Origin of the sequence: Arthrobacter sp. zg-Y877, from assembly GCF_030373105.1 — a bacterium.
Taxonomy (GTDB): domain Bacteria; phylum Actinomycetota; class Actinomycetes; order Actinomycetales; family Micrococcaceae; genus Arthrobacter_B.
Genome location: NZ_JAUCPU010000003.1, coordinates 61,679 through 85,391, shown reverse-complemented (window position 1 = coordinate 85,391; position 23,713 = coordinate 61,679). Strand labels below are relative to the sequence as shown.

The window sequence follows — 23,713 nt, the reverse complement described above, 5'->3', positions numbered from 1 at the left end:
CCCGGCGGCCCCGGGCGACGATTTCCAGTCTTTAGTAAGGAGAGGTTATGGCAGATCCAGCACGCGCTGCGAAGCTCGCTGACCGCATCAAGGTAGTAGTGGCCCAGGCGCTCGAGCGCCGGGTGAAGGATCCGCGGCTCGGTTTTGTGACCATTACCGACGCACGGGTCACCAACGATCTGCAGCACGCCACTTTGTACTACACCGTCTTCGGTGACGAGGAACAGCAGGCAGACACCAAGGCTGCACTGGAATCCGCACGCGGAATCCTGCGCGCCGAGGTAGGCAAGAACATCACCGTCCGCCTGACGCCCACGCTGGAATTCGTTGCCGACGAAATTCCGGTGAACGCCAGCCACCTGGAGGAACTGATCCGGGCGGCCAAGCAGCGCGACGCCGAACTGGCAGCGCTGAAGGAAGGCGCCACCTACGCCGGCGACGCCGATCCGTACCGCAAGGACGATGAGGACTTCGACGAAGACCTCGAATCCGACGCACCGGTGGACGCCGACGCAAAGTAGGTTCGATACACACAGAAGGGAGCGGTTCCGTAAAGGAACCGCTCCCTTTGTGCGTTGGTACGGCTGGTGTTGCTGCCGGTTCAGCCCCGCGGCTGGATCTCCGTCACCAGCGGGGTGTCCTCGACGGAGGAACCGACGTACACGGGCACAGTGCCTGCGGGAGTGACCCACTGATCAGCGGCGGTGTCCCAGTAGGAGAAGGACTGGATGTCCAAGGGGAGCCTGACGCGTTGGCTTTCTCCCGGGTCCAGGTTTACTTTCTCCCAGCCCGCCAGGGAACGCTCGGCGGTTGCCACCGGGGCAGGAAGCCGCCCGGCGTAGGCCTGCACCACTTCACTGCCGGCCCGGTCGCCCGTGTTGGTCAGCTGTACGGAGACTTCCAGCTGTCCGTCCCTGCAGCCGTCCCTGCCGTGCCCGTGCCCGGAGCCGTTGGCGTTGCCGGCACTGCAGGTGACCCTGAGGTCGGAGTACTCGAAGTCCGTGTAGCTCAACCCATAGCCGAAGGGGTACGCGGTGGGGAGACCGAACTCCCGGTAGCCGCGGTAGCCCTCGAAGATTCCCTCGCTGAACTGCGCCGTCACGCCGTCGATGCCGGGGAACTGCTCGGGTGCGGCGGTGGGAGTCAGCTCATCGCTCACGGGTATCGTGATGGGCAGCCGGCCGGATGGGTTCGTGTCGCCGAACAGCAGGCCGGCGATGGCGGTGCCCTGGTTCTGGCCCGGGTACCAGGCCTGGACAACGCCTCCCACCGCATCCTGCCAGTCGACCACCTCCACCGCAGCGCCGGTTGTCATCACTACCACGGTGTTGGGGTTCGCCGCCCCCACCGCCCGGATCAGGTCCGCCTGCTGGTTGGGCAGCGCCAGGTCCGGCAGGTCCGCGCCCTCGCTGGAGAAGTCCCGGACCATAACGACGGCGGCATCCGCCCCGGCAGCCGCGGCCGCCGCGTTTTCGGCCTGCGGCAGGGGTGTGCCTTCCGGAGGCACCCAGCCGAGCTTGATCTGGGCTGCGGCCTGGTTCCATTCGGAGCCGGTGTCATACACGTACGAAAGTTCCACCGAGTGACTGGAGCCTGCGGCGAAGTCCAGTGGCACTGAAACCGTCTGGTTCGAAGCTTCAGTGGACGGGGTGAAGAACCCGGGTTCGTTCACCACCTGGTTGCCGTCGACGGTGAGCGTGGTCCGCCCGTTGGTGACCACCTGCAGCTCGTAGGTGCCGGTGACCGGGGCAGTGAGGGTGCCCGTCCAGCGGGCCGACATGTCGGCATTCAACGTGTCCGGCTGGGCGGGGAAATTCGGTGACGAGGCACCCAGCCCGCTGAAGGTCAGGAAGCCCGCGTTCAGCCCGGCATAAGGGTCCACCCGGTCAAGGTAGGGGGTGCCGGAGAAGTCCTGGTTCAGGAAGTACTGGGCGCTGAGTCCGGTACCCGGTGTTCCGCCTACAGGGGTCAGGAACGACGACGGAATCGGCTGGGCCCCGGGCAATGCGGCTACGGAGGTCACAGGATCGGTGCCGGGCACGAAGGCCACCTCCGTCCCGGTACCGGCCACCCGGTTCCGGATGCCTTCCAGTGCGGAGGTCTCCACCGCGGGATCGGCGACGTATGCACTCCCGCCGCCTTGGACAACAACGTCCGCATCGGTGCCGATGACCGCGATCGAATCCAGCTCCCCGGCGTTGAACGGCAGCAAGTCGTCCTCGTTCTTCAGCAGGACCATGCCTTCTTCGGCGAGGTCGGCTGACTCCGCGTTATGGTCCTCGAACGCGACCGGCAGGCCCGCATAGCTGCGGTCGAAGAGCCCCAGGGCGAACATGGGACGCAGGATGCGCCGGACGGCGTCGTCGATCCGCTCGATCGGGACGTCCCCGGCATTGACGGCATCGATCAGGGGCTGGCAGAACAGGCAGGTGCCGGCCTCGCCCGCGACCGGGCTGAAGTTCCCCGGCTGCAGCTGGTCCAGCCCGTTGTTGATGCCCAGCGTGGTGGTCCGGGCACCGTAATCGGTCAGTACCCAGCCTTCAAACTCCAGCTGGGTTTTGAGGATCTCGTTCAGCAGGTACCCGCTGTCGCAGGATTGTTCCCCGTTGACCTGGTTGAACCCGCACATCACGGAGCCCGGATGGGACCCCTGAAGGGCGATGGCGAAGGGACGGGTGTAGATTTCCTGCAGCGTCCGTTCATCCATGACGTTGTTCAGGCCCTCGAGGCGGTTGGTTTCCTGGGTGTACGCGGCTATGTTCTGCTGGTTCGAAATCACCCCGCCGTAATCCTGGGTGGTTTCGGAATAGGCGGCGCCCATGACTCCCTGCAGCAGCGGATCCTCGCCGAAGGACTCAAAGTTCCGTCCGTTCTGCGGCACCCGGGCAATGTTCAGCGAGGGCGCCAGCAGCAGGTTCAGACCGTTCCGGAAGGCTTCGTCCGTGGCCACCTGGGAATGGCGCTCGGAAACGGTCCGGTCCCAGGAGGCGGCCACGCTGATGGCGGAGGGCAGCAGCGTGGACTCCCCGTTGTTGTTGATGTCGTTGGCTTGGCGGATGCCGTTGCGGCCGTCCGTCATGGTGAGGGCAGGAATGCCCAGGCGCTCGATCGGCGCGTTGTAAAAGCCGTAGTTGCTGTTCAGCTCGCCGTGGAGCATGTCCACTTTTTCTTCCAGCGACATCTGGACCAGCAGGTCGTTGGCCCGTTCGGTGGCGGACCGGTCCTCGTCCCACCAGGAGCGGCCGTTTGAGCGGTCCGGCTGTCCGCCGTGGGCTCCGGCCATCCCGGAGGGAATGACCAGTGCGGCCGCACAGACCGTGGCGGCAAGGACTCTCCGGGCGGAGCCGGGGGGCCGAAGGCGGGGGCCGGGGCGGCCGCTGCCGCCGGGGGAGGTCCGCCGCATGCGGGCGGCCAGGGCATGGACAACTACAGCAGGTGACTTTTTCACGGGCGTTCTCCTCGCAGGATGCGTTGCAGTGCGAGACTGCTCCAGCACGCACCCGCCCGCGGTTCCCCGGCTGGAGGGCTCAGAGCCTAAGCTTCGGGCCTGCCGCCGTAAACCGAGACGGCCGGTATTGGCTGCGGCGCCCGTCCCGAGTCTGCGCAAAAGGCCGCTTAGGCCGCGTCCGCCGGTGCAGGCAGCCGGCCGACGCCTTCCACCAGCTCGTCACGGTCCCCGCACAGCGCAATCCGGATCCAGCCTTCGCCGATGGATCCGAAGGCGGTGCCGGGAGCTACGGCCACCGACTGCTCTTCGAGGAAGCGCAGGGTCCAGTCCCGGACGTTCCCTCCGGTGGAGGCGGACAGATCGGCCCAGAGGTAGAAGGCGCCCCGGGCCTCGAGATAGGGGATTCCCTTCCCGGCGAGGACGGCGCAGGCGGCGTCGCGGTTGGCCCGGTAATGCGCGGAGGCCATTGACACATAGTCCTGCGGTCCGGTCAGCGCAGCCAGCGCCGCGTACTGCGAGGGGGAGGCCACGCAGGAAACGATGGATTCCATGACGGTGCTCAGCGCCGGTTCCAGTCCCTCGGGCAGGACCAGCGCACCGATGCGCAGTCCGGTGAGGCCGTAGGTCTTGGACAGCGTGAGGGAGGTGATCACGCGCTCCCCGGAGCCGCCGTCGAACGCCAGCGGACTGACGTGGGGCACGTCGAAGGTGAAGGCCTCGTAGCACTCATCCGAAATTATCCAGAGATCGTGCCGCCGTGCCAGCTCCACCAGCTGGCGGGTGAGTTCTTCGCTGAAGACAGCCCCCAGCGGGTTGGACGGTGAATTCAACAGCAGGACCCGGGTGCGTGGCGTCAGCAGTGCCTCGATGTCCTCGATCCTCGGCTGGAACCCGTGCCCGGGATACAGCGGGTACTCCACCGGCACCGCGTGCAGCAGCTGTGCCGTCATGGCGAACGTCGGGTAGCCCGGATTCGGCACCAGGACCTCGTCGCCGGCATCCAGCAGCAGGCTCATGGCCAGGTGCAGGCCCTGCTGCGCCCCGGCGGTGACAAAGACCCGGTCGGGGGAGATGTCCCGCCCGCAGGAAGCGCCGGCATGACGGGCGAAGGCGGCGCGCAGGGGAGCGATGCCCGCATTGGGGGTGTAGCCGGTTTCATCCCGGTCCAGCGTGGCCCGCGCAGCGTCCAGGATATGCGCGGGGGTGGGGAAGCCGGGCTCGCCGATACTCAGGACTATGGCGTCCGGTTTCGCCCAGGCGGCCTGCGTGATTTCACGGATCTGGTTCGCCGGGACCTTCCGGACGTGTGGTGAGAGCTGTGCCATATCCGAATGCTATCGCCGCTGCCGGCCGTGGCGGTGCGGCAGTTGCGCCGCGCGGCGCAACATATACTGAAAGGCGTGAATTCAGGGCAGGTCCAATCGGGACTGATTATTGTGGACAAGCCGCAGGGATGGACGAGCCACGATGTGGTCGGACGCCTGCGGAGACTGGCAGGCACCCGGAAAGTCGGGCACGCAGGCACCCTGGATCCGATGGCGACCGGTGTGCTGGTGGTCGGCATCAACAAGGCCACCCGCCTGCTGACCTACATTGTCGGGACCACCAAGACCTACGAGGCGACCATCCGGCTGGGCCAGTCAACCGTGACCGACGACGCCGAGGGCGAAGTCACGGCCGAAACTATCGCCGCCGCGGTGACGGACGAGGACATCCGTGCAGCGGTGGCCAACCTCACCGGGGACATCCAGCAGGTCCCGAGCAGCGTCAGCGCCATCAAGGTCAACGGCGAACGCTCCTACGCGAAGGTCAGGGCCGGCGGAGAAGTGAACCTGCCGTCCCGCCCGGTTACCGTTTCCCGCTTCGAAATCCATGACATCCGCCGCGAAAACGGCGGCCGCCTCCGCGACGTCGATGTCACCGTTGACTGCTCCTCCGGCACCTATATCCGCGCGCTGGCCCGTGACCTCGGTGCTGCGCTCGGCGTCGGCGGGCACCTGACCGCCCTCCGCCGGACCTGCGTGGGCCCGTTCGGCATTGAGTCCGCCTCCACCCTCGACGAACTGGCGGAGGACCTGCGGGTCCTGGACCTGGACGACGCCGCCGCGGACCTTTTCCCGGTGCGTACCCTCTCCGCCGCCGAGGCCGAGGACCTCTCCCACGGCCGCCGGATCACCGCCACCGGCAACGGAGAGCCCGGACCAGTGGCTGCCATCGACCCGGACGGCCGCGTAGTGGGCCTGCTGGAGGACAAGGGCACGCAGGCGAAGGCCCTGCTGGTCTTCGCCCCCGGAAACGAGAAGGCGTAAATGGGTCTGGACCCGCTGTTCCTTGTCGGCTCCCTGGTGTGCCTGGTGTCCGTGGTGCTGTGCATCGGCGCCGCCGCACTGAAGCACGGACCGAACGACCTCACCATCCTCTCCGCCGCCGCAGTCGAACTGTTCCTGCTGGTCTACGGAGTGGCTTCCCTCATCCGCCTGGCCGGCGGCGAGGGGATTGCCGGTGAAGCCTGGGAATTCTGGGGCTACCTGCTGACCGCCCTCATCATTCCGGTCGGTGCCCTCTGGTGGTCCCTCATGGACCGGACACGGTGGAGCAACATTGTGCTCGCGGCCGTGGGAATCACCGTATTTGTCATGCTGTTCCGGATGGAACAGATCTGGGACGGAGCAACTCTTCTATGAACCGCAGTATCAACCCCGACGACGCCGGGTCCAAGGACATCCCACAGCCGGCGGCCCGTAATGCCGGTCCCGGCCGCCTGCTGGTGGCGGTCTACGCGATCTTTGCCCTCGCAGCCTCGGCCCGGGCGGCCTTCCAGATCCTCACCAAGTTCGACCACGCCCCGCTGGCCTACCTGCTGTCCGCCTTCGCCGCGGCGGTCTACGTCGTGGCGACTGTCGGCCTCGCCCGGTCCGGCGCCACGGCCTACCGGATTTCCGTGGCAGCCGTCGGCGTGGAAATGGCCGGCGTCCTGGCCGTGGGGATCTTCGGGCTGGTCGACCCCGCCGCCCTGCCCGACGATACGGTCTGGTCCGGCTTCGGCAGCGGCTACGGCTATGTACCCCTGATCCTGCCGATGGTCGGGTTGTGGTGGCTCTACCGGCACCGCGCCGACGCGCGCCGATGAAATAAGTATGCTTACCTGTTCCGCGCCGGTGCGTGAGACGATGGCAGGAACAACGAGCCGTTCTAACTCCGTCAAGGGGGAGCCATGAGCAACACAGCGCCGACACCGGGCGACAGGTCCAATCCCGCAGGCACCGGCCTGCCCGAATCCCAGGGACGGGACGCCCAGGCACCGTCACCCCAGGCGCCGTCTTCGCAGGCACCCCGGACGCAGCCCGGCAAGCAGTCAGCCCGGAAGCAGGGACGGAACACCCGGCAGCCCAAGGCCGCCAAGCCTTTCAAGAGCAGTGACGACTGGGGTGTCTTCCGCGCCGTGGTCATCGGCGTCGGCATCCTGGTGGCCGGCTTCGGGCTTTACAACCTCATCACGGGAACGGCAGGACTGCCCGAGGGGTCCGCGGGAGAGGTCAACCCCACCCTGGAGAGCCAGTACCGGTTCTTCGCCGCCATGATGGTCGGCGTGGGCGCCGCGTTCGTGGCCATAGCCGTGAAGTTCCAGTGGGCAAACATGCTCTGGCTCGTCTGCCTGATGGTGTTTCTGGGCGGCATCGGCCGGGTGCTGTCGTGGGCGTTCTCCGGAACTCCGCACTTCACCTTCATCGTGCTGATGATTGTTGAACTCGCGTTCCCGCCCGCACTGCTCGTGTGGCACCGGTTCATCGCCAAAACATCCGACCTGCGCCGCCAGTACACCCAGCAGGACACCGGGGAGGCCGGCGGTCCCGGTATTGCGGGCGGTTCCCGGTAAGCGCCGCTGATCGGACATAATGGATAGGTCCGCGACGGTGAAGCCGCGCGGAGCCGGTCCTGCCGTTCGACCGGCACCGGAAAAATGCTGCTAAGGAGCCTGTGTGTACTACTGGAATGACCTGGCGGAAATACCTGCCGATATCGGTCCGACAGTAATCACCATTGGCAACTTCGACGGCGTGCACCTGGGCCACCAGCATGTGCTCAACCGCCTGGTGAAGGTGGCACGCGCGCAGGATGCGGCCGCCGTCGCCATCTCTTTTGATCCGCACCCCGCACAGGTCCACCGCCCCGGAAACGCACCGGAACTGATCATGGGAACCATGGACCGCGTGCAGGCGCTGGCGGATACCGGGCTGGACGGCCTGTTGATGATGCATTACACCCTGGAGCTGGCGTCCCTGACCGCCGAGGAATTCGTCCGCCGGGTACTCGTGGACGCCCTGCACGCGAAGACCGTCGTCATCGGCCACGACGTACGCTTCGGCAAGGGCAACGCCGGAGACCTGGACACCATGCGCGGTCTCGGCCGCGAACTGGGCTTCGCCGTTGAGGCAGTGGATGATTTCGGTGCCCTTCCTGACGGGCCCGACTCCGGCCGGCGCTGTTCCTCCACCTGGATCCGCGAGGCACTGCGCGAAGGCGACGTCCGGACCGCCGCGCGCCTGCTGGGCCGCAGCCACCGGATGCGCGGAGAAGTGGTGCATGGCGCTGCCCGTGGCCGCGAGCTGGGTTTCCCCACGGCCAACCTGGCTCCCGAGGCTTCGGGGCTGATCCCCGCCGACGGGATCTACGCCGGCTGGCTGGTGGATGAAGCCGGCACGCGGTGGCCTGCCGCCGTGTCGGTGGGATCCAACCCGACCTTCGAGGGCGTGAGCCGGCAGGTGGAAGCCCACGTCATAGACCGCCCCGCCGAGAAGGTGGAGGACTTCGACCTGTACGGGCAGCACGTTGTGGTGGAATTCGTGGACCGGCTGCGCGGCATGGTGGCGTACACCGGCCCCGAGGCCCTGGTGGAGCAGATGCGGCTCGACGTCGGACGCACCCGTGAGGTCCTTTCGACAGAAAGCGGCACGGGCAGGTAAACTGGACTCAAATTCGGCTGCGGTCCGTGGCGGCTGAATTTCTTTATGTTCCGGGGTATATGCCCCAGGGTCCGCCCAAGGAGCAGAAAGATTCCCGGCAGCGAAGTGCTGACTCGGGCCTCACGGCACAACTGTAGGAGTTACATTGGCACTCGATCCCGCTGTCAAGCAGGAAATCATTCGGGAATTCGCTCGCGCTGAAGGGGACACCGGTTCCCCTGAGGTTCAGGTTGCTGTGCTTTCACGGCGCATCCTCGACCTGACCGAGCACCTGAAGACGCACAAGCATGACCACCACACCCGCCGTGGCCTGATGGCCCTGGTTGGTCGCCGTCGTCGCATGCTTACCTACCTGCGCGACACCGACATCGCCCGCTACCGTACGCTCATCGAGCGCCTCGGCCTGCGTCGATAGTCTTTGTGAAAGGCGGCACCTGTGCACTGCACGGGGAGCCGCCTTTTGCGCAGGCAGGCATGGACACCGGGAAAGCCGGAAGCGCACCTGTCTGATCTCGGTCCCCTTCGGGCGGGCCGGCGAAGGTAGTTAAGCAGTAAATAAGCAGTAAAAGTTGCACAGCAAACATCACAGGAGTCAGCCAGCATCGCAGCATTCGCGGTCCTCGGTAGTGGTCTCCGGGAGATTCTGCCCGAGGACCTCGATCGAAGACCGGGTGTTGAACGTGCGGCCCATGCCGTACGGAAAGAAGTTCGAAACGGTGCTGGGTGCCTCCGCCCACAGAAGAAACGGAGGTGACTCTCATATGGAGGGTCCCGAAATTCAGTTCGCAGAAGCCGTTATTGACAACGGCAAATACGGCAAGCGCGTCATCCGGTTCGAAACCGGCCGCCTTGCCCAGCAGGCCGCCGGTGCGGCGATGGTCTACATTGACGAAGACACCGCCCTGCTCTCGGCCACGTCCGCAGGCAAGTCCCCGCGTGAAGGTTTCGACTTCTTCCCGCTGACCGTGGATGTCGAGGAGCGTATGTACGCTGCCGGCCGCATCCCGGGCTCGTTCTTCCGCCGCGAAGGCCGCCCGTCCACCGAAGCCATCCTGGCCTGCCGCCTGATGGACCGCCCGCTGCGCCCCGCCTTCGTGAAGGGCCTGCGCAACGAGGTCCAGATCGTGGTCACCGTCCTGGCGATCAACCCGGACGTCCTCTACGACGTGGTGGCAATCAACGCTTCGTCCATGTCCACCCAGCTGAGCGGCCTGCCGTTCTCCGGCCCGATCGGCGGCGTCCGCGTTGCCCTGGTCGACGGCCAGTGGGTTGCCTTCCCGAAGCACTCCGAGCTTGAGCGCGCAGTGTTCTCGATGGTGGTTGCCGGCCGCATCGCCGGTGACGACGTCGCCATCATGATGGTGGAAGCCGAAGCCACCGACAACGCCTGGACCCTCATCAAGGAAGAGGGCGCCACCGCCCCGACCGAAGAGGTTGTGGCAGAAGGCCTGGAAGCGGCCAAGCCGTTCATCAAGGTCCTGTGCGACGCCCAGTCCGACCTGGCTGCCCGTGCCGCCAAGCCGACCGTCGAGTTCCCGATCTTCCTGGACTACCAGGATGACGTGTACGAGGCCGTTGAAGCCGAAGCCGCCGAGAAGCTGGCCAAGGTCTTCTCCATCGCCGACAAGCAGGAGCGCGACACCGCCGCCGACGCACTGAAGGACGAAGTGAAGGCCGCACTGGCCGGGAAGTTCGAAGGCCGCGAAGGCGAAATCTCCGCTGCCTTCCGCTCCGTCACCAAGCACGTTGTGCGCCAGCGCATCCTCAAGGAGCAGGTCCGCATCGACGGCCGTGGCCTGACGGACATCCGCCAGCTCACCGCCGAGGTCGAGGTTCTGCCCCGCGTGCACGGTTCGGCCATCTTCGAGCGCGGCGAAACCCAGATCATGGGTGTCACCACGCTGAACATGCTGAAGATGGAACAGCAGATCGACTCGCTGTCGCCGGTAACGCGCAAGCGCTACATGCACAACTACAACTTCCCGCCGTACTCCACCGGTGAAACCGGCCGCGTGGGTTCGCCCAAGCGCCGCGAAATCGGCCACGGTGCCCTGGCAGAGCGCGCGCTCATGCCGGTGCTGCCGACGCGCGAGGAATTCCCGTACGCCATCCGCCAGGTCTCCGAAGCCCTGAGCTCCAACGGTTCCACCTCGATGGGTTCGGTCTGCGCCTCGACGCTGTCCATGCTCAACGCCGGTGTTCCGCTGCGCGCTCCGGTTGCCGGTATCGCCATGGGCCTGGTCTCCGACCAGGTCGACGGTGAAACCCGCTACGCCGCCCTGACCGATATCCTCGGCGCCGAAGATGCCTTCGGCGACATGGACTTCAAGGTCGCCGGTACCTCCGAGTTCGTCACGGCCATCCAGCTGGACACCAAGCTCGACGGTATCCCCGCCTCCGTGCTCGCTGCAGCACTGAAGCAGGCCCGCGAAGCCCGCCTGCACATCCTCGACGTGATGCAGGCCGCGATCGACGCTCCGGACGAGCTCTCCGAGTTCGCCCCGCGCATCATCTCGGTCAAGATCCCCGTGGATAAGATCGGCGAGGTCATTGGCCCGAAGGGCAAGATGATCAACCAGATCCAGGAGGACACCGGCGCTGACATCTCCATCGAAGATGACGGCACCGTCCTCATCGGTGCAACCGACGGCGGCTCCGCCGAGGCTGCCCGCTCGGCGATCAACGCGATCGCCAACCCGCAGGTCCCCGAGATCGGCGAGCGTTACCTCGGTACGGTAGTCAAGACCACCACCTTCGGTGCTTTTGTCTCCCTGACCCCGGGCAAGGACGGCCTGCTGCACATCTCCGAGCTGCGTAAGCTCGCCGGCGGCAAGCGCGTGGACAACGTCGATGACGTCGTCTCCGTGGGCCAGAAGGTCCAGGTGGAAATCACCAAGATCGACGACCGTGGAAAGCTTTCGCTCTCCCCGGTGGTTGCTGAAGACGCCGAAGGCGAAGAAGCAGCAGAAACCGAGTCTGCAGAGTAAATGCAGGACTTCTCCGATGGAAACCGTTCCGTGTCCACTTCCTCACCGAAGGGGCACGGGACGGTTGTCCAGCTTCCGCTGACCACTCTTTCCTCCGACCCGACCCTCGTAGTCGGCACTCCGGGAGGCGCCGTCGTGCGCCGTTCGGTACTGCCCGGCGGCGTCCGGGTCCTGACCGAGGAAATGCCCGGCCAGCGAAGCACGGCCATCGGATTCTGGGTTGGTGTCGGCTCGCGGGATGAAGCCGCGGGCCGGCACGGCTCCACACACTTCCTTGAGCACCTGCTGTTCAAGGGCACCACCCGGCGCTCGGCGCTTGATATTGCCTCGGCCTTTGACGAGGTGGGCGGCGAGTCCAATGCGGCCACGGCCAAGGAAAGCACCTGCTACTACGCACGGGTGCTGGATACCGATCTTCCGATGGCCATTGACGTCATCACCGACATGGTCACGTCCGCCGTCCTGGATCCGGAGGAACTGGAACAGGAACGCGACGTCATCCTGGAAGAGATCGCCATGGACAATGACGATCCGGCTGATCTCTGCCACGAAAAGTTTTCCGAGGCTGTCCTGGGCGAGCATGCTCTGGGCCGTCCCATCGGCGGCACCCCCGAGGCCATCCGCAGCGTCTCCCGCGAAGCGGTCCTCGAGCATTACCGGCGTTACTACCGTCCGGAGGAACTGGTGGTCACTGCCGCCGGGGGACTGGACCACGAGGAGGTCTGCACCCTGGTGCTGCAGGCCCTGCGGACCGCCGGCTGGGAGCTGGACCCGGCGGCAACGCCCGCACCGCGCCGGAACACCGAGCCGGCAGTGATTTCCGGGACCGCCGGAGTCCAGGTCATCAACCGTCCGGTGGAGCAGGCCAACATCGTCATGGGCTGCCCCTCGCTGACCGCCACCGATGACCGCCGCTTCGCCATGAGCGTGCTGAACACGATCCTTGGCGGCGGGATGTCCTCCCGCCTGTTCCAGGAGATCCGCGAGAAGCGCGGCCTGGTCTACTCCACCTACTCGTTCTCGGCGTCGTACGCCGACGCCGGCTATTTCGGCATGTACGCGGGCTGCTCGCCGGCCAAGACCCGCCAGGTCATCGACCTGCTGGGCAGCGAACTTGAACGCCTTGCAGCCGACGGCGTCGAGCCGGCCGAGCTGGCCAAGGCCCTGGGCCAGATCTCCGGCGGAATGGTGCTTGGCCTCGAGGACTCCGGCTCGCGGATGTCGCGCCTGGGCCGGGCGGAACTGGTCAGCGGCGAGTTCATCGACATTGACGAGTCCCTGCGCCGGATCCATTCGGTCACGGCAGAACAGGTGCAGGAACTGGCCGCCGAGCTCGCGGCGGCGCCGCGGACCATCACCGTGGTGGGCCCGTTCGAATCAGCCGCGGAACTGGGCTTCTAACTCCTCAAGCAACTTCCCAAGACAAAAGGCACACCCGGCGTCCGGGTGTGCCTTTTGTCTTATCTGGGGTTAGAGCAGGCGTTACCCGCCGGCGAACGGCGGCAGGATGTCGACGACGTCGTCCGCCTCCAGCAGCATGCCGGGATAGCGTGCTGCCGTCTCATTGACCAGGAACGTGCTGCGCGCAATCACGGTCGCCAGGGCCGGAACGCCGGCGCCCTGCGCCGGGTAGCGGGCGGCAAGTTTTTCCGTCAGCTCGGCCAGCGTCAGCGGGCCCATATCGAGTTGTTCTTCTTCTATGCCGGCTGCCGCTTTCGCAGCACCGAAGTATCGGATCAGCACTTAGCCGCCTATCGCACTCATGGTTCGGTCGGGCTGGACGTAGTCGGAGTCGCCAAGCCCGGTGTGGGCCATGCCGTGGGCCTTGGGCTTGCCCCACATGGCTTCCTGCCAGCGGCGGACGACGGCGTCGTCATCCACCCCGCTGCGCAGCAGGTCCCGCAGATCCGTTTCCTCGTGGGAGAAGAGGCAGCTTCGCACCTTTCCTTCCGCCGTGATTCGGGTGCGGACGCACTCGGCGCAGAACGGCTCGGTGACAGAGGCAATAATGCCCACCGTTCCGACCACCGTTGCCGGATCCGCGTTCCGGCGTACCTCCCACCGCTGGGCCGGCGCGCCGCCGCGCTCCCGGGGGTCCGGCGTCAGCACGAAGTCCCGTTCCAGCAGCGTCCGCATCTCCAGGGCAGTGATCATCCCGTCCCGGGTCCAGCCGTGGTCGGCGTCCAGGGGCATCTGCTCGATGAAGCGCAGCTCGAAGCCGCGGCTGACCGCCCATTCCAGCAGGTCCGGAGCCTCGGCGTCGTTGATTCCGCGCATGAGGACCGCATTGATCTTGATCAGGCCCAGGCCCACCCGGGCGGCTTCCTCCACCCCGCGCAGCACCCGGTCCAGGAACGGACGGCGGGTGAGCTGGGCGAACGTGTCCGGGTGCAGCGAATCCATGGACACGTTAATGCGGGTCAGCCCGGCATCCTTGAGGGCCTGGGCCTTCTTGTCCAGGCCGAGGCCGTTGGTGGTCAGCGAAATGGGCAGGTCCGGATGGTTGGCATGGATGCCCGCCACGATCTCCACCAGGTCCGCGCGCACCAGCGGCTCGCCGCCGGTCAGCCGCAGTTCGCGCACACCCAGCCGGTCCACGCCAAGGCGGACCAGGCGCACGATTTCGTCCCGCGAGAGAACCTTGTCCCGGGCCAGCCAGTCGAGGCCTTCGGCGGGCATGCAGTAGGTGCAGCGCAGGTTGCATTTGTCCGTGAGCGAAAGCCTCATGTCGGTGGCCTTCCGGCCGTACCGGTCCAGCAGCCCGTCCGCGGGCGTGAGCGCGAGCGCAGACGCGGGAGGGGGCAGGGGAGCGGATGTAGTGCTGCTGCCCACCGGGGATTGGCGGGCGCTGATGTCTGATGTACTGGGGGAAGGGCTGATTACAGGCATTCCCAGCTGAGTTCCCATCCCTCGAGGTTACGCCCTTTCACAGTTAGGCTCTATAAATGCGCTTTGTTCTCCGGGCCCGCCGGGCCCCGGCGGCGTGCGTTGTGATGATTCTCACCGCTTTCACCGCCCTTACCGCCGGGTGCGCGTCTCCAGAGCCCGCCGGCAGCACGGACGGTGGTGGCCGGATCACGGTCTTTGCGGCGTCGTCACTCACCGATGTGGTGGAGTCACTGAACGCGGCGTACGACGGCGGCGGGCGGCTGCGCGTGAACGTGGGGTCCAGCAGTCAGCTGGTGGCGCAGCTGCAGTCCGGCGCGGAAGCGGATGTTGTGATCACCGCCGACCTTGAGGCGCTCGAACCCCTGCGGAACGGCCTGGACCGGGAAGCGGTGCTGGCCAGCAACCAGCTCGTGTTGGCCCTGGCCGCCGGCAACCCCGCCGGGATCACAGTGTTACGCGATGTTGCGGCCGACGGCGTCCGCGCGGCCCTGTGCGCACCCTCGGTCCCGTGCGGCCGGGCCGCGGACCGGGTGCTGGCTGCGGCCGGCGTCGCCGTGCCGGACCCGAGCCTTGAGGACAGCGCCCGTTCCGTGCTGACCAAGGTCTCCAGCGGGCAGGCCGACGCCGGACTGGTCTACCGGACCGATGCCCTGGCCGCGGCCGGAGCGGGCGTGACCTACCTGCCGCTGACCGATCCCGGGCCCAACCGGTATCCGGCCGCCCTGACCGCCCAGGGGGCGGAGAACGCGGACGCGGCAGCCTTCTTCGACTGGCTCGCCGGCCCCGACGCGGCGGCAATCCTCGCCGAGGCGGGTTTCGGCCCTCCGGAACCGGGCAGCGGCCCCGCAGACACTGCCCCGGGGAGCACCGATGCCCCTTAGGTCACCCGGTACCCGCGGGCCGGCCTCCGGCTCCACTTCCGCCATGAGCCGGGAGGCCCGTGCCACCACTCCAGGCTGGCTGTGGCTGCCGGCCGGACTCGCCCTGCTGCTGTGCGCGGGCCCCGTTGCCGCCCTGCTGCTCAATGTGCCCTGGACGTCGCTGCCGGAGCTGCTCAGCACGGATGCGGCGCGGACTGCGCTGGGACTGTCCCTGGCCACCTCCGCCGGCTCCACGCTCCTGTGTGTGCTGCTGGGCCTGCCCCTGGCTGTGCTGCTCAGCAAGCTGGAGGGGCCGTGGATCCAGCTGATGCGCGGCATCCTGCTGATCCCGCTGGTGCTCTCGCCCGTGGTCTCCGGCATCGCCCTGCTGTATTTCTGGGGCCGGCAGGGGATTGCCGGACGGCTGCTGGGCACCGTGGGCCTGGACGTCGGGTACTCGCCGGCCGCCGTCGTAATTGTGCAGGTGTTTGTCTCGCTGCCCTTCTTCGTGGTCGCCTCGCTGAACAGCCTGTCCGCCGTGGACCGGGACCTGGAAATGGCTGCGGCCACGTCCGGGGCCGGCCCCACCGCGATCCTCCGCCACATCACCCTGCCGCTGGCACTGCCCGGCATTGTGGCCGGCACCCTGCTGGCCTTCGCCCGGTCGCTGGGCGAGTACGGGGCCACCATCACGTTTGCCGGGAGCATCGCGGGAAGCACCCGGACCCTGCCGCTGCAGATTGAACTAAGCCTGAACTCCAACCAGCCCCAGGCCGCCCTGGGCATCTGCCTGATGCTTATTGCCCTGTACCTGCTGGTCCTGCTGCTGGCCCGGGTCGCCACCGGACGGTTGCTGCCGCGATGAGCGGCCCCGGGCAGGGCGGGCGCGGCGCCGGCGGCGGAACCGGCCGGACACGCTCACACCGGTGGTGGGCGGTGGCCGCAGGGCTGGTCGCCGCCGCCCTGGGCGTCGCGGCCGGGGAACTGCTGGCCGCCATCGTCAGCCCGTCGCTGTCTCCGGTGTCCGCGGTCGGCTCGGTAGTGATCGATGCCGTCCCCGGCCCGGTCAAGGACGCCGCGATTGCCCTGTTCGGTACAGCGGACAAAACAGCGCTGCTGGTGGGGATGGGACTGGTCATCGCCCTTGCGGCCGCCGCTGCCGGCCGCCTGGAACTGCGCCGTCCGCCGTCGGGTGCCGCGGTCCTGGGCCTCTTCGGAGCCGCGGGCCTGGCGGCGGTTTTGTCCCGCCAGCAGTTCTCCCTGCTGTCGATCCTGCCGCCCGTGGCTGCCGCCGTCGTCGCCGTCCTGGTCCTGCGGGCACTCGCGGCCCGGATCCGGGACCTGGCTGCGGCACCGACGGAAAACGACGCCGCGGTGCGCCGTCGCACGGTGCTGGCCTCCGTAGGCGGGGGAGCGGCTGTGGCCCTGATCGGTGCGGCGCTGGCAGGCATTGCCCGCGGCGGGCAGGTGGGCGTCACCGCCCTGCGCGGGGCTGTCCGGCTTCCGGCTCCGTCCCGGCCCGCCGCACCCGTGCCGGCCGGAGCCGGGCTCGCCGTCGACGGGCTGGCACCGCTGGTGACGCCGGCCGCGGACTTTTACCGGATCGACACAGCCCTCAGCGTGCCGCTGATCGATCCGGCGGACTGGCGGCTGCGGGTCACCGGAATGGTGGACCGCGAGGTGGAGCTGAGCTACGCGGAGCTGCTCGCCGAGCCGCTGCAGGAAAGCTACGTCACCCTCGCCTGCGTTTCCAACGAGGTGGGCGGGGACCTGATCGGCAACGCACGGTGGCTGGGGCTGCCGGTCCGGGAGCTGCTGGCCCGGGCCGGTATCCGGCCCGGTGCGGACATGGTGCTGTCCACGAGCCGGGACGGCTGGAGCGCCTCCACCCCGTTGGAGGCGCTGACCGATGACCGGGACGCGCTGCTGGCCGTGGGCATGAACGGGGAACCGTTGCCGCTGGAACACGGCTTCCCCGTCCGGCTGGTGGTCCCCGGACTTTACGGGTACGTCTCCGCGACCAAATGGGTCACCGAGCTGCGGGTCACGCGGTTCGCGGACGAAACCGCGTACTGGACGGACCGGGGCTGGGGCGAGCGTGGTCCGGTCAAGCTCTCCTCACGCATCGATGTTCCCGGCCGGGCGCCGGTCTCCGCCGGTGTTGTCACCGTGGCCGGCGTGGCGTGGGCCCAGCACACGGGCATCAGCGCGGTACAGGTGCGGGTCGACGACGGCGGCTGGCAGGACGCCGAGCTCGCCCCCGGAATCTCCGCCGACACCTGGCGCCAGTACCGGATCAGCGTGGACCTGGCACCGGGCGGCCACGACCTCGCCGTGCGCGCCGTGGATGCCAACGGGGTGCGGCAGGCCGAAGAAAAACGGCCGGTGCTTCCCGACGGAGCCACGGGGCTGCATACAATTCGGGTGACGGCCCGCTGAGGACCGTCCACCGGCATCGATCCGCTCCGCCATCTGCATCCATCAGTCCGCTCCTGCCCGTCCGCATTCCAACAGCCCGCATCCCGCCCGTCCGCATTCCAAGGAGGAACATGTCCGCACAATCCGTCCCGCCGGGTGTCCCGGCGGCGGTGCCCGCCGTTCCGCCCGCAGCCGGACCGCGGCCGGTGGAAGTGCACCGGAAAGCGGTCGAGGATCTCCTGGGGGACTGGTTCCGGGCGCATCCACCCACGGGGGAGACCATCCAGCTTGATCAGGCGGCCGGCCGGATCCTAGCCGCGGAGGTCCGGGCCCCGGGGAACCTGCCGCCCTTTACGAATTCCCAGATGGACGGTTACGCGGTCCGCACCGCCGACCTCGCCGGCCAGGTAACCGGGTCCGGCAGTGCTGCACTGGTTTCCCTATCCGTCGCCGCACCGATCCCCGCCGGATCGGAAGCGCCGCCGCTGCACCCCGGAACAGCCGCCCCCGTCATGACCGGAGCCATGCTGCCCGGAGGCGCCGACGCCGTCGTACCGATCGAGGCCTGCACTCCCGACTATTTCCTGCCCGGCTCTGGTCCCGGCAGCGCCGCCACCGTCGCCGTCCCGGCCGACGCGTCCGCCGGCCAGTTCGTCCGCAGGGCCGGCAGTGACATTGCCGCCGGAGCCCTGGCGCTTCCCGCCGGCACAGTCCTGGGACCGCTGCAGCTGGGACTGCTTGCCGCCCTCGGCCTGGACCGGGTCACCGTCCGGGCACGGCCGCGGGTGCTGCTGCTGGCCACCGGCGATGAGGTGATTGAGCCCGGCATGCCGCTGGGACCGGGCCAGATTCATGACGCAAACACCACCCTGCTCCGCAGTTCGCTGGAGCAGGCGGGTGCAGAGGTACTCCGGTCCCGGATCCTGGTGGACTCCCCGCAGGAGTTCCTGGACCGGCTCCGTGCCGACCTCGCCGCCGACACACCGGACCTGGTCCTCACCTCCGGGGGCATCAGCAAAGGTGCCTACGAGGTGGTCCGCCAGGCCCTGGCCGCGCAGGACGTGGAGTTCCTGTCCGTGGCCATGCAGCCCGGCGGTCCGCAGGGCATCGGTACGGTCCAGGGCATCCCGTTCCTCGGCTTCCCCGGCAACCCGGTCAGCTCGCTGGTGTCCTTCGAAATGTTCCTGCGTCCGGCCCTGACCGCCGCCACGGGAGCACCGCGTCCCCGGACCGAAGTAGTGGCGCGCCTCTCAGCGCCGCTGGGGAGCCCGGCCGGCAAGCACCAGGTGCGCCGGGGCCGGTTCACCGCCGGGACAGTGGAACCGGTGGGTGGTCCGGGGTCCCATCTGGTCCACGCCCTGGCCTCCTCCAACGCCCTGATCTCCGTCCCGGTGGGGACCGAACACCTCGAGGCGGGCGCGGAAGTGACAGTATTGCTATTGGAATAACCCGACCGCGTCCCGCCCGGACGCCGTGTCCCGAAAGGACCCTGCAGTGAGCGCCGAACCCGAAGACCTCCACCCCGCCGGACTGACCCACGTCCGTGAGGACGGCTCCGCGCACATGGTCGATGTGTCCGCCAAGGTTGAAACCACGCGGCAGGCCACCGCCCAGGCCGTGCTGTGCAGCACCGCCGAGGTAATCCGCCTGATCGCCGACGGCGGCCTGCCGAAGGGCGACGCGCTGGCCGTGGCCCGGGTTGCCGGCATCATGGCCGCCAAGCAGACCTCCAACCTCATCCCGTTGTGCCATCCGCTGCCGCTGACGAAGGTCACTGTGGATTTCACCCCGCAGGACGGCAATGTCCTGATCGAGGCCACGGTCAAGACCAAGGGGCTGACCGGCGTCGAAATGGAGGCGCTGACCGCCGCTTCCGTGGCCGCCCTGACGCTGTACGACATGATCAAGGCCGTGGATAAGCACGCCCGGATCACCGACACCATGGTGCTGGCCAAGTCCGGCGGCAAGAGCGGGGACTGGACCCTGTGAGCAGCCCAACACCCCGGCGCACCGCCGGGGTCCTGATTGCCTCCACCCGCGCCGCCGCGGGTGTCTACCAGGACGAATGCGGGCCGCTGATAGCCGACTGGCTGTATGCCCTGGGCTACGACATTGTGCTGGCCGAAGTGGTCCCCGACGGCGTGGAGGTCGCTGCATCGCTGCAGCGCATCCTCGCGCTGAAACCGTCTGTCCTGCTGACCAGCGGCGGCACGGGGCTGAGCCCGGACGATGTCACCCCCGAATCCACCGAACCGCTCCTGGACCGCCAGGTGCCCGGAGTGATGGAAGCCATCCGCGCCAAGGGACTGGCCGCGACGCCGATGGCCGCCATCAGCCGCGGTTTCGCCGGCACCGCCGGAGCCACCTTCGTGGTCAACCTGCCCGGTTCGCCGGGCGCCGTCGCGGACGGGCTCGCCGTACTTGAACCGATCATCGGCCACATCTGCGGCCAGCTGGAAGGAAAACGTGAACACTAGCGAAGTCATCCACGCGGCGGTTTCCGCCGAACCGCTGAACAGTGCCGACGCCGAACGCGCCGCCTGGTCCCCGGACTGCGGTGCAGTGGTGCTCTTCAGCGGCATTGTGCGCAACCACGACGACGGCAAGTCCGTCACCGCCCTGGCCTACAGCTCCCACCCCACCGCCCAGTCAGTGCTGGACTCGGTCGCCAACGGGATTGCGGCCAAGTATGACGGCATCCGGATCTGGGTGGCCCACCGCACCGGAGACCTGGAGATCGGCGACGCCGCCCTGGTGGCGGCCGTGGCCTCGGCCCACCGCGGCACGGCGTTTGCCGCCTGCAGCGAGCTGGTGGACACCATCAAGGCCAATGTACCCATCTGGAAGGAGCAGGGGTTCACGGACGGCAGCACCGAGTGGGTAGGCGTCAGCGACCGGCCCTGACCGGTAATCTGGTGCCTATGAGCGAAAAACTTGCCGTAGCGGTCCTCGGTGCCGCAGGCCGGATGGGATCCGAGGCGGTCGCCGCCGTCGAGGCGGCGGCGGACATGGAACTCGTCGCCGCGCTGGGCCGGACCGATCCGCTGGAAACCCTGGTCTCCGCCGGTGCGCAGTACGTGGTGGACCTGACGGTGCCGGACAGCACCGAGGCCAACGTCCGCTTCGCCGTCGAACACGGCATGCACGCCGTCGTCGGCACCACCGGCTGGGACGCGGACCGGCTGGCCCGGCTCACGGAGCTGCTGGAACGCTCTCCCGGCACCGGTGTGCTCATCGCCCCGAACTTCGCCCTGGGGTCGGTGCTGGCCTCGGCGTTCGCAGCCAAGGCGGCCCGTTACTTCGAGTCGGTGGAACTGATCGAACTGCACCACCCGGACAAGGTGGACGCCCCGTCCGGCACCGCCGTACGCACCGCCCAGCTGATCGCGGCCGCCCGGGCCGAGGCCGGCACCGCGCCGTCGCCCGATGCCACCACCAAGGCGCTGGAAGGTGCCCGCGGCGCGGAGGTGGACGGAGTGCACGTGCATTCGGTGCGGCTGCGGGGCCTCGTCGCGCACCAGGAAGTCCTGCTGGGGGGACCCGGCGAGCAGTTGACCATCCGCCACGATTCCTTTGACCGTGCCTCCTTCATGCCCGGCGTCCTGCTGGGCCTGCGGCAGGTGGCGGACCACCCCGGACTGACCGTCGGACTTGACGGCTACCTCGACCTGAACGACTAAGGAACACGTTGTCTTTCTTCACCGGCCTTTTCGCCAACCGCGCCAAGCTGGGCGTTGCGCTCGTGACCCTGCTGCTCGCCTTTTACCTGGTGGTCTCCGCCCAGCGCGGCCTGCAGCTGTTGACCGCTCCGGAGCTCACCGCGAAGTTCATGGGTGCCGCGTACCTGGTGCTGCCGGTGGTGGGTGCCTGGGCGCTGATCCGCGAACTCATGTTCGGGGCACGCACGGAAAAGATGGCCGCGATCCTGGCCGCGGAAGGCCGGCTGCCGGTGGATAACCTGCCGCGCACACCGGCGGGACGGATTGTCCGCGAAGCGGCCGATGCCGAATTCCCCCGCTACAAGGCCGAAACCGAGGCGGCACCGGAGGACTGGCGCAGCTGGTTCCGGCTCTCCTGCGCCTACGACGCCGCGGGGGACCGCACCCGGGCCCGCCGGACCATGCGGCAGGCCGGGAAGCTCTTTGCCTCAAACCGGCCGACGGAGAACGCGCCGGGCGTCTAGCGTTTCGGCCGGGCAGCGGCCGTGCCGCGCCCGGTTTTGCCCCGGGCCAGCCGGGAGGCACCCGAGGTAACGAGTTCCAGCGGTCCCCGGGCATTGATCTTCTGGAACAGGATGGCCAGCACCACGTAGAACGTCACCTGGATCCAGTAGACCGGCAACGGCTCCAGCGGCGGGTTCTGCAGGTCCACGATGGTCATCACCCACACGTGCATGCTGTACAGCGTCAGTGTCATGGCACCGGCGGCGGAGAGCGGCAGCAGCAGGTTCGGCCGGGCCCGCGTGAGCAGCAGGCAGATGCCCAGTACCGCCGCAGCCGTGCCGGAGGTATGCAGCATGTCGAGGCTGGTGTTGGAATGCGGTCCGGACAGGGCCAGCCACCACCAGGAACCGGTCTGTTCCACCGAAGACAGATTGACCTCCATCATCCGTTCCAGCGGCCACACCTGTCCCGAGTCGGTGCCGGCGAGAACGCCCAGCCCGCCCAGTTCCCGGAGCAGGTAGGAGGACATGAACTTGGCGGCCACGGCGGCGAAAACCCCCGCGGCAAGCAGCCCCACCTGGACGCGCAGGTCGGTCAGCGCGAGCCGCCCGATGACCAACCCGAGCAGGATGTAGCTCAGCCACTGCAGTACGGGGTAGAAACCGGTGACGAAAACGTCAGCCGCCAGCACCCCCGGGGTTCCCCAGGCGTCCCAGGTCAGGTTTCCCTCGATTTCCGACGGCGACAGGTTCCGCAGCAGCCATCCCCGCAGCAGGTACGCGAGCACGGGGGAGAGGAGCAGCCAGCCACCGGCCCAGCAGGCGAGGCGCCGCAGCGGCATCCCCAGGAAAGGCAGCGCCAGCAGGAACAGGACGGCGTAGTGGAACAGGATGAGGGCGATGTTGGTTTCCAGGCCGCCCAGCGCCAGTCCCACCACGGCGATGATGAGCGCACGCACTGCTATTCCGCGCCGGTCCCGGCCCACCGCCTTGGCGTCATGGGGTTCACTGCCGCCGGTCAGCAGCGCGAGTCCAACGCCCGCCACCACCGCGAACAACGCCGAGGAACGGCCGGAGAACACCAGTCCGGTGAGTGTGGGATCGCCGGTTTCCGGGTGGTAGAGCGGCAGCGCATGCGTGGCAATCATGCCCAGGAGGGCGATGCCGCGGGCAGCGTCGATGCCGGTCAGGCGGCGTTGGATCATGCACAGAATCGTCTCACAGCCCGCCGGGCCGGACCCTATCCGGCCAGGACCGTGACCGGACCTTCCTCCGGACCGGAGAACGCGTGCCACAGTGCGTCCGCAACGCTGTCCGGTTCGTGTTTCATTCCGCGGCCCACGGGCCCCACAATGACCACCTGCGCCACCCGGATGCCGGCCGGTGCCAGGTGCCGGTGCAGCAGGTCAACGTAGGCCGTTTCCGCGGCGGTGGTGACCACGCTGGCCGCACGGTCCGGCGAGGGCCGGAGGGCGCCGCTCCCTGTCGTGAACAGAAGGCTCCCGCCGCCGCGGTCGATCATGCCCGGGACCACTTCCCGCACCGCGGTCGCCGCTCCGCCCACATTCAGCGCCAGTGCCGCGAGGAACTCTTCGGCGCCGGTGTCCAGCACCGGTCCGATCAGGTCCGTGCGGGGGAGCGGGCTGAAGCACATCACGTCCACGGGGCCGCTGCGGGACAGCAGGGCTTTCAGGGCCGGCTGCAGCGAACCCGGATCCGCGGCATCAGCAGCTTCCCAGTGCACCTGCCTTCCCTCGGTCTCGAGTGTTGCTGCGAGCGCACGCAGGTGCTCCTGGGACCGTGCCACCAGCGCCACTGTGCCTCCCGGCGCGGTGAACCTGAGGGCCGTTGACAGGCCGATCCCCTGACCGGCACCGATGACCAGTACTACTTGCGGCTGTGCATCCATCATGCTTTGATGCTTCCCCCGAACCGGCCCGTGCGGAACGCCCCGGCCCTCCCGGGTGCGGTGCACCCACCCTGGA

24 protein-coding genes are annotated in these 23,713 nt (G+C 68.0%); 18 read left to right on the top strand and 6 right to left on the bottom strand.

From position 1 onward, the window contains the following. Positions 1-47: 47 nt before the first annotated feature. Positions 48-521, top strand: coding sequence for a 30S ribosome-binding factor RbfA (gene rbfA, locus QNO03_RS07880; protein WP_229950058.1), 474 nt, complete (start codon positions 48-50; stop codon positions 519-521). Positions 522-601: 80 nt separating this feature from the next. Here rbfA and QNO03_RS07875 read toward each other — a convergent pair whose 3' ends face one another. Together QNO03_RS07875 and QNO03_RS07870 are read right to left on the bottom strand one after the other, a co-directional pair. Then, positions 602-3,448: a glycoside hydrolase family 3 protein gene (locus QNO03_RS07875; protein ID WP_289602888.1), complete on the bottom strand. Its 2,847-nt coding sequence runs from the start codon at positions 3,446-3,448 to the stop codon at positions 602-604. Positions 3,449-3,615: 167 nt separating this feature from the next. After that, positions 3,616-4,773, bottom strand: coding sequence for a pyridoxal phosphate-dependent aminotransferase (locus tag QNO03_RS07870; RefSeq protein ID WP_289602887.1), 1,158 nt, complete (start codon positions 4,771-4,773; stop codon positions 3,616-3,618). A gap of 75 nt (positions 4,774-4,848) precedes the next feature. Here QNO03_RS07870 and truB point away from each other — a divergent pair, with 75 nt between their 5' ends. From truB to QNO03_RS07830, 8 genes are all read left to right on the top strand, one after another. After that, positions 4,849-5,757 (top strand): tRNA pseudouridine(55) synthase TruB, encoded by a 909-nt coding sequence (gene truB / locus QNO03_RS07865; protein WP_289602886.1) that lies wholly within the window; start codon positions 4,849-4,851, stop codon positions 5,755-5,757. Next, positions 5,758-6,132 (top strand): hypothetical protein, encoded by a 375-nt coding sequence (locus QNO03_RS07860; RefSeq protein WP_289602885.1) that lies wholly within the window; start codon positions 5,758-5,760, stop codon positions 6,130-6,132. It begins immediately after the preceding gene. After that, positions 6,129-6,578, top strand: a complete 450-nt coding sequence (locus QNO03_RS07855; protein WP_229950068.1) for a hypothetical protein — start codon at positions 6,129-6,131, stop codon at positions 6,576-6,578. Before QNO03_RS07860 ends, QNO03_RS07855 begins: the two co-directional genes overlap by 4 nt. An 84-nt stretch (positions 6,579-6,662) precedes the next feature. Next, a complete protein-coding gene (locus QNO03_RS07850; protein WP_289602884.1) occupies positions 6,663-7,325 on the top strand; it encodes a DUF4345 domain-containing protein in 663 nt (220 codons plus the stop codon). A gap of 103 nt (positions 7,326-7,428) precedes the next feature. Next, complete coding sequence (locus QNO03_RS07845) at positions 7,429-8,412, top strand: bifunctional riboflavin kinase/FAD synthetase (protein ID WP_289602883.1); 984 nt, start codon at positions 7,429-7,431, stop codon at positions 8,410-8,412. Between the two features lie 145 nt (positions 8,413-8,557). Then, positions 8,558-8,827, top strand: a complete 270-nt coding sequence (rpsO, locus tag QNO03_RS07840) for a 30S ribosomal protein S15 (RefSeq protein ID WP_229950074.1) — start codon at positions 8,558-8,560, stop codon at positions 8,825-8,827. Positions 8,828-9,173: 346 nt separating this feature from the next. Continuing rightward, positions 9,174-11,399 carry a polyribonucleotide nucleotidyltransferase gene (locus tag QNO03_RS07835; RefSeq protein ID WP_229950076.1) on the top strand — a complete coding sequence of 742 codons (2,226 nt, stop codon included), beginning with the start codon at positions 9,174-9,176 and terminating at the stop codon, positions 11,397-11,399. Continuing rightward, positions 11,400-12,800 (top strand): M16 family metallopeptidase, encoded by a 1,401-nt coding sequence (locus tag QNO03_RS07830; RefSeq protein WP_502874562.1) that lies wholly within the window; start codon positions 11,400-11,402, stop codon positions 12,798-12,800. It begins immediately after the preceding gene. Positions 12,801-12,881: 81 nt separating this feature from the next. On the opposite strand, the gene QNO03_RS07825 is transcribed toward QNO03_RS07830, so the two are convergent. Both QNO03_RS07825 and moaA read right to left on the bottom strand, forming a co-directional pair. Then, the gene (locus QNO03_RS07825) at positions 12,882-13,142 is read right to left on the bottom strand and encodes a MoaD/ThiS family protein (protein WP_289602882.1); all 261 of its coding nucleotides are present in this window, start codon (positions 13,140-13,142) and stop codon (positions 12,882-12,884) included. Next, on the bottom strand, positions 13,143-14,306 hold the full coding sequence (moaA, locus tag QNO03_RS07820) for a GTP 3',8-cyclase MoaA (protein WP_442860277.1): 1,164 nt from the start codon (positions 14,304-14,306) through the stop codon (positions 13,143-13,145). Positions 14,307-14,344: 38 nt separating this feature from the next. Here moaA and modA point away from each other — a divergent pair, with 38 nt between their 5' ends. The 9 genes from modA (at position 14,345) to QNO03_RS07775 (ending at position 21,749) form a co-directional block, all read left to right on the top strand. Continuing rightward, a complete protein-coding gene (modA, locus tag QNO03_RS07815) occupies positions 14,345-15,169 on the top strand; it encodes a molybdate ABC transporter substrate-binding protein (RefSeq protein ID WP_289602881.1) in 825 nt (274 codons plus the stop codon). Between the two features lie 43 nt (positions 15,170-15,212). Further along, a complete protein-coding gene (locus tag QNO03_RS07810) occupies positions 15,213-16,013 on the top strand; it encodes a molybdate ABC transporter permease subunit (protein ID WP_289602880.1) in 801 nt (266 codons plus the stop codon). Beyond that, on the top strand, positions 16,010-17,587 hold the full coding sequence (locus QNO03_RS07805) for a molybdopterin-dependent oxidoreductase (protein WP_289602879.1): 1,578 nt from the start codon (positions 16,010-16,012) through the stop codon (positions 17,585-17,587). The genes QNO03_RS07810 and QNO03_RS07805 overlap by 4 nt, the downstream gene beginning before the upstream one ends. A gap of 110 nt (positions 17,588-17,697) precedes the next feature. Continuing rightward, positions 17,698-19,014, top strand: a complete 1,317-nt coding sequence (locus QNO03_RS07800) for a molybdopterin molybdotransferase MoeA (protein ID WP_289602878.1) — start codon at positions 17,698-17,700, stop codon at positions 19,012-19,014. Between the two features lie 46 nt (positions 19,015-19,060). Further along, positions 19,061-19,555, top strand: coding sequence for a cyclic pyranopterin monophosphate synthase MoaC (gene moaC, locus QNO03_RS07795; protein ID WP_283995895.1), 495 nt, complete (start codon positions 19,061-19,063; stop codon positions 19,553-19,555). Continuing rightward, on the top strand, positions 19,552-20,043 hold the full coding sequence (locus QNO03_RS07790; protein ID WP_229950087.1) for a MogA/MoaB family molybdenum cofactor biosynthesis protein: 492 nt from the start codon (positions 19,552-19,554) through the stop codon (positions 20,041-20,043). Before moaC ends, QNO03_RS07790 begins: the two co-directional genes overlap by 4 nt. Then, positions 20,033-20,470, top strand: coding sequence for a molybdenum cofactor biosynthesis protein MoaE (locus tag QNO03_RS07785; RefSeq protein WP_289602877.1), 438 nt, complete (start codon positions 20,033-20,035; stop codon positions 20,468-20,470). Before QNO03_RS07790 ends, QNO03_RS07785 begins: the two co-directional genes overlap by 11 nt. A gap of 17 nt (positions 20,471-20,487) precedes the next feature. Further along, positions 20,488-21,246: a 4-hydroxy-tetrahydrodipicolinate reductase gene (gene dapB, locus QNO03_RS07780; protein WP_289602876.1), complete on the top strand. Its 759-nt coding sequence runs from the start codon at positions 20,488-20,490 to the stop codon at positions 21,244-21,246. An 8-nt stretch (positions 21,247-21,254) separates the two neighbouring features. Next, on the top strand, positions 21,255-21,749 hold the full coding sequence (locus QNO03_RS07775) for a hypothetical protein (RefSeq protein WP_289602875.1): 495 nt from the start codon (positions 21,255-21,257) through the stop codon (positions 21,747-21,749). Here QNO03_RS07775 and QNO03_RS07770 read toward each other — a convergent pair. Beyond that, positions 21,746-22,933, bottom strand: coding sequence for a heparan-alpha-glucosaminide N-acetyltransferase domain-containing protein (locus QNO03_RS07770; RefSeq protein ID WP_289602874.1), 1,188 nt, complete (start codon positions 22,931-22,933; stop codon positions 21,746-21,748). The genes QNO03_RS07775 and QNO03_RS07770 overlap by 4 nt on opposite strands. A 35-nt stretch (positions 22,934-22,968) precedes the next feature. After that, on the bottom strand, positions 22,969-23,640 hold the full coding sequence (locus tag QNO03_RS07765) for an SDR family NAD(P)-dependent oxidoreductase (RefSeq protein ID WP_289602873.1): 672 nt from the start codon (positions 23,638-23,640) through the stop codon (positions 22,969-22,971). Positions 23,641-23,713 lie beyond the last annotated feature (73 nt).

Coding starts and splice junctions, on each gene's coding strand:
- QNO03_RS07860 (WP_289602885.1), top strand. CDS start 5,758: ATGGGTCTGGACCCGCTGTTCCTTGTCGGCTCCCTGGTGTGCCTGGTG.
- QNO03_RS07850 (WP_289602884.1), top strand. CDS start 6,663: ATGAGCAACACAGCGCCGACACCGGGCGACAGGTCCAATCCCGCAGGC.
- QNO03_RS07870 (WP_289602887.1), bottom strand. CDS start 4,773: ATGGCACAGCTCTCACCACACGTCCGGAAGGTCCCGGCGAACCAGATC.
- QNO03_RS07810 (WP_289602880.1), top strand. CDS start 15,213: ATGAGCCGGGAGGCCCGTGCCACCACTCCAGGCTGGCTGTGGCTGCCG.
- QNO03_RS07855 (WP_229950068.1), top strand. CDS start 6,129: ATGAACCGCAGTATCAACCCCGACGACGCCGGGTCCAAGGACATCCCA.
- rbfA (WP_229950058.1), top strand. CDS start 48: ATGGCAGATCCAGCACGCGCTGCGAAGCTCGCTGACCGCATCAAGGTA.
- QNO03_RS07800 (WP_289602878.1), top strand. CDS start 17,698: ATGTCCGCACAATCCGTCCCGCCGGGTGTCCCGGCGGCGGTGCCCGCC.
- QNO03_RS07765 (WP_289602873.1), bottom strand. CDS start 23,640: ATGATGGATGCACAGCCGCAAGTAGTACTGGTCATCGGTGCCGGTCAG.
- QNO03_RS07830 (WP_502874562.1), top strand. CDS start 11,400: ATGCAGGACTTCTCCGATGGAAACCGTTCCGTGTCCACTTCCTCACCG.
- dapB (WP_289602876.1), top strand. CDS start 20,488: ATGAGCGAAAAACTTGCCGTAGCGGTCCTCGGTGCCGCAGGCCGGATG.
- moaA (WP_442860277.1), bottom strand. CDS start 14,306: ATGGGAACTCAGCTGGGAATGCCTGTAATCAGCCCTTCCCCCAGTACA.
- QNO03_RS07835 (WP_229950076.1), top strand. CDS start 9,174: ATGGAGGGTCCCGAAATTCAGTTCGCAGAAGCCGTTATTGACAACGGC.
- modA (WP_289602881.1), top strand. CDS start 14,345: ATGCGCTTTGTTCTCCGGGCCCGCCGGGCCCCGGCGGCGTGCGTTGTG.
- QNO03_RS07805 (WP_289602879.1), top strand. CDS start 16,010: ATGAGCGGCCCCGGGCAGGGCGGGCGCGGCGCCGGCGGCGGAACCGGC.
- QNO03_RS07770 (WP_289602874.1), bottom strand. CDS start 22,933: ATGATCCAACGCCGCCTGACCGGCATCGACGCTGCCCGCGGCATCGCC.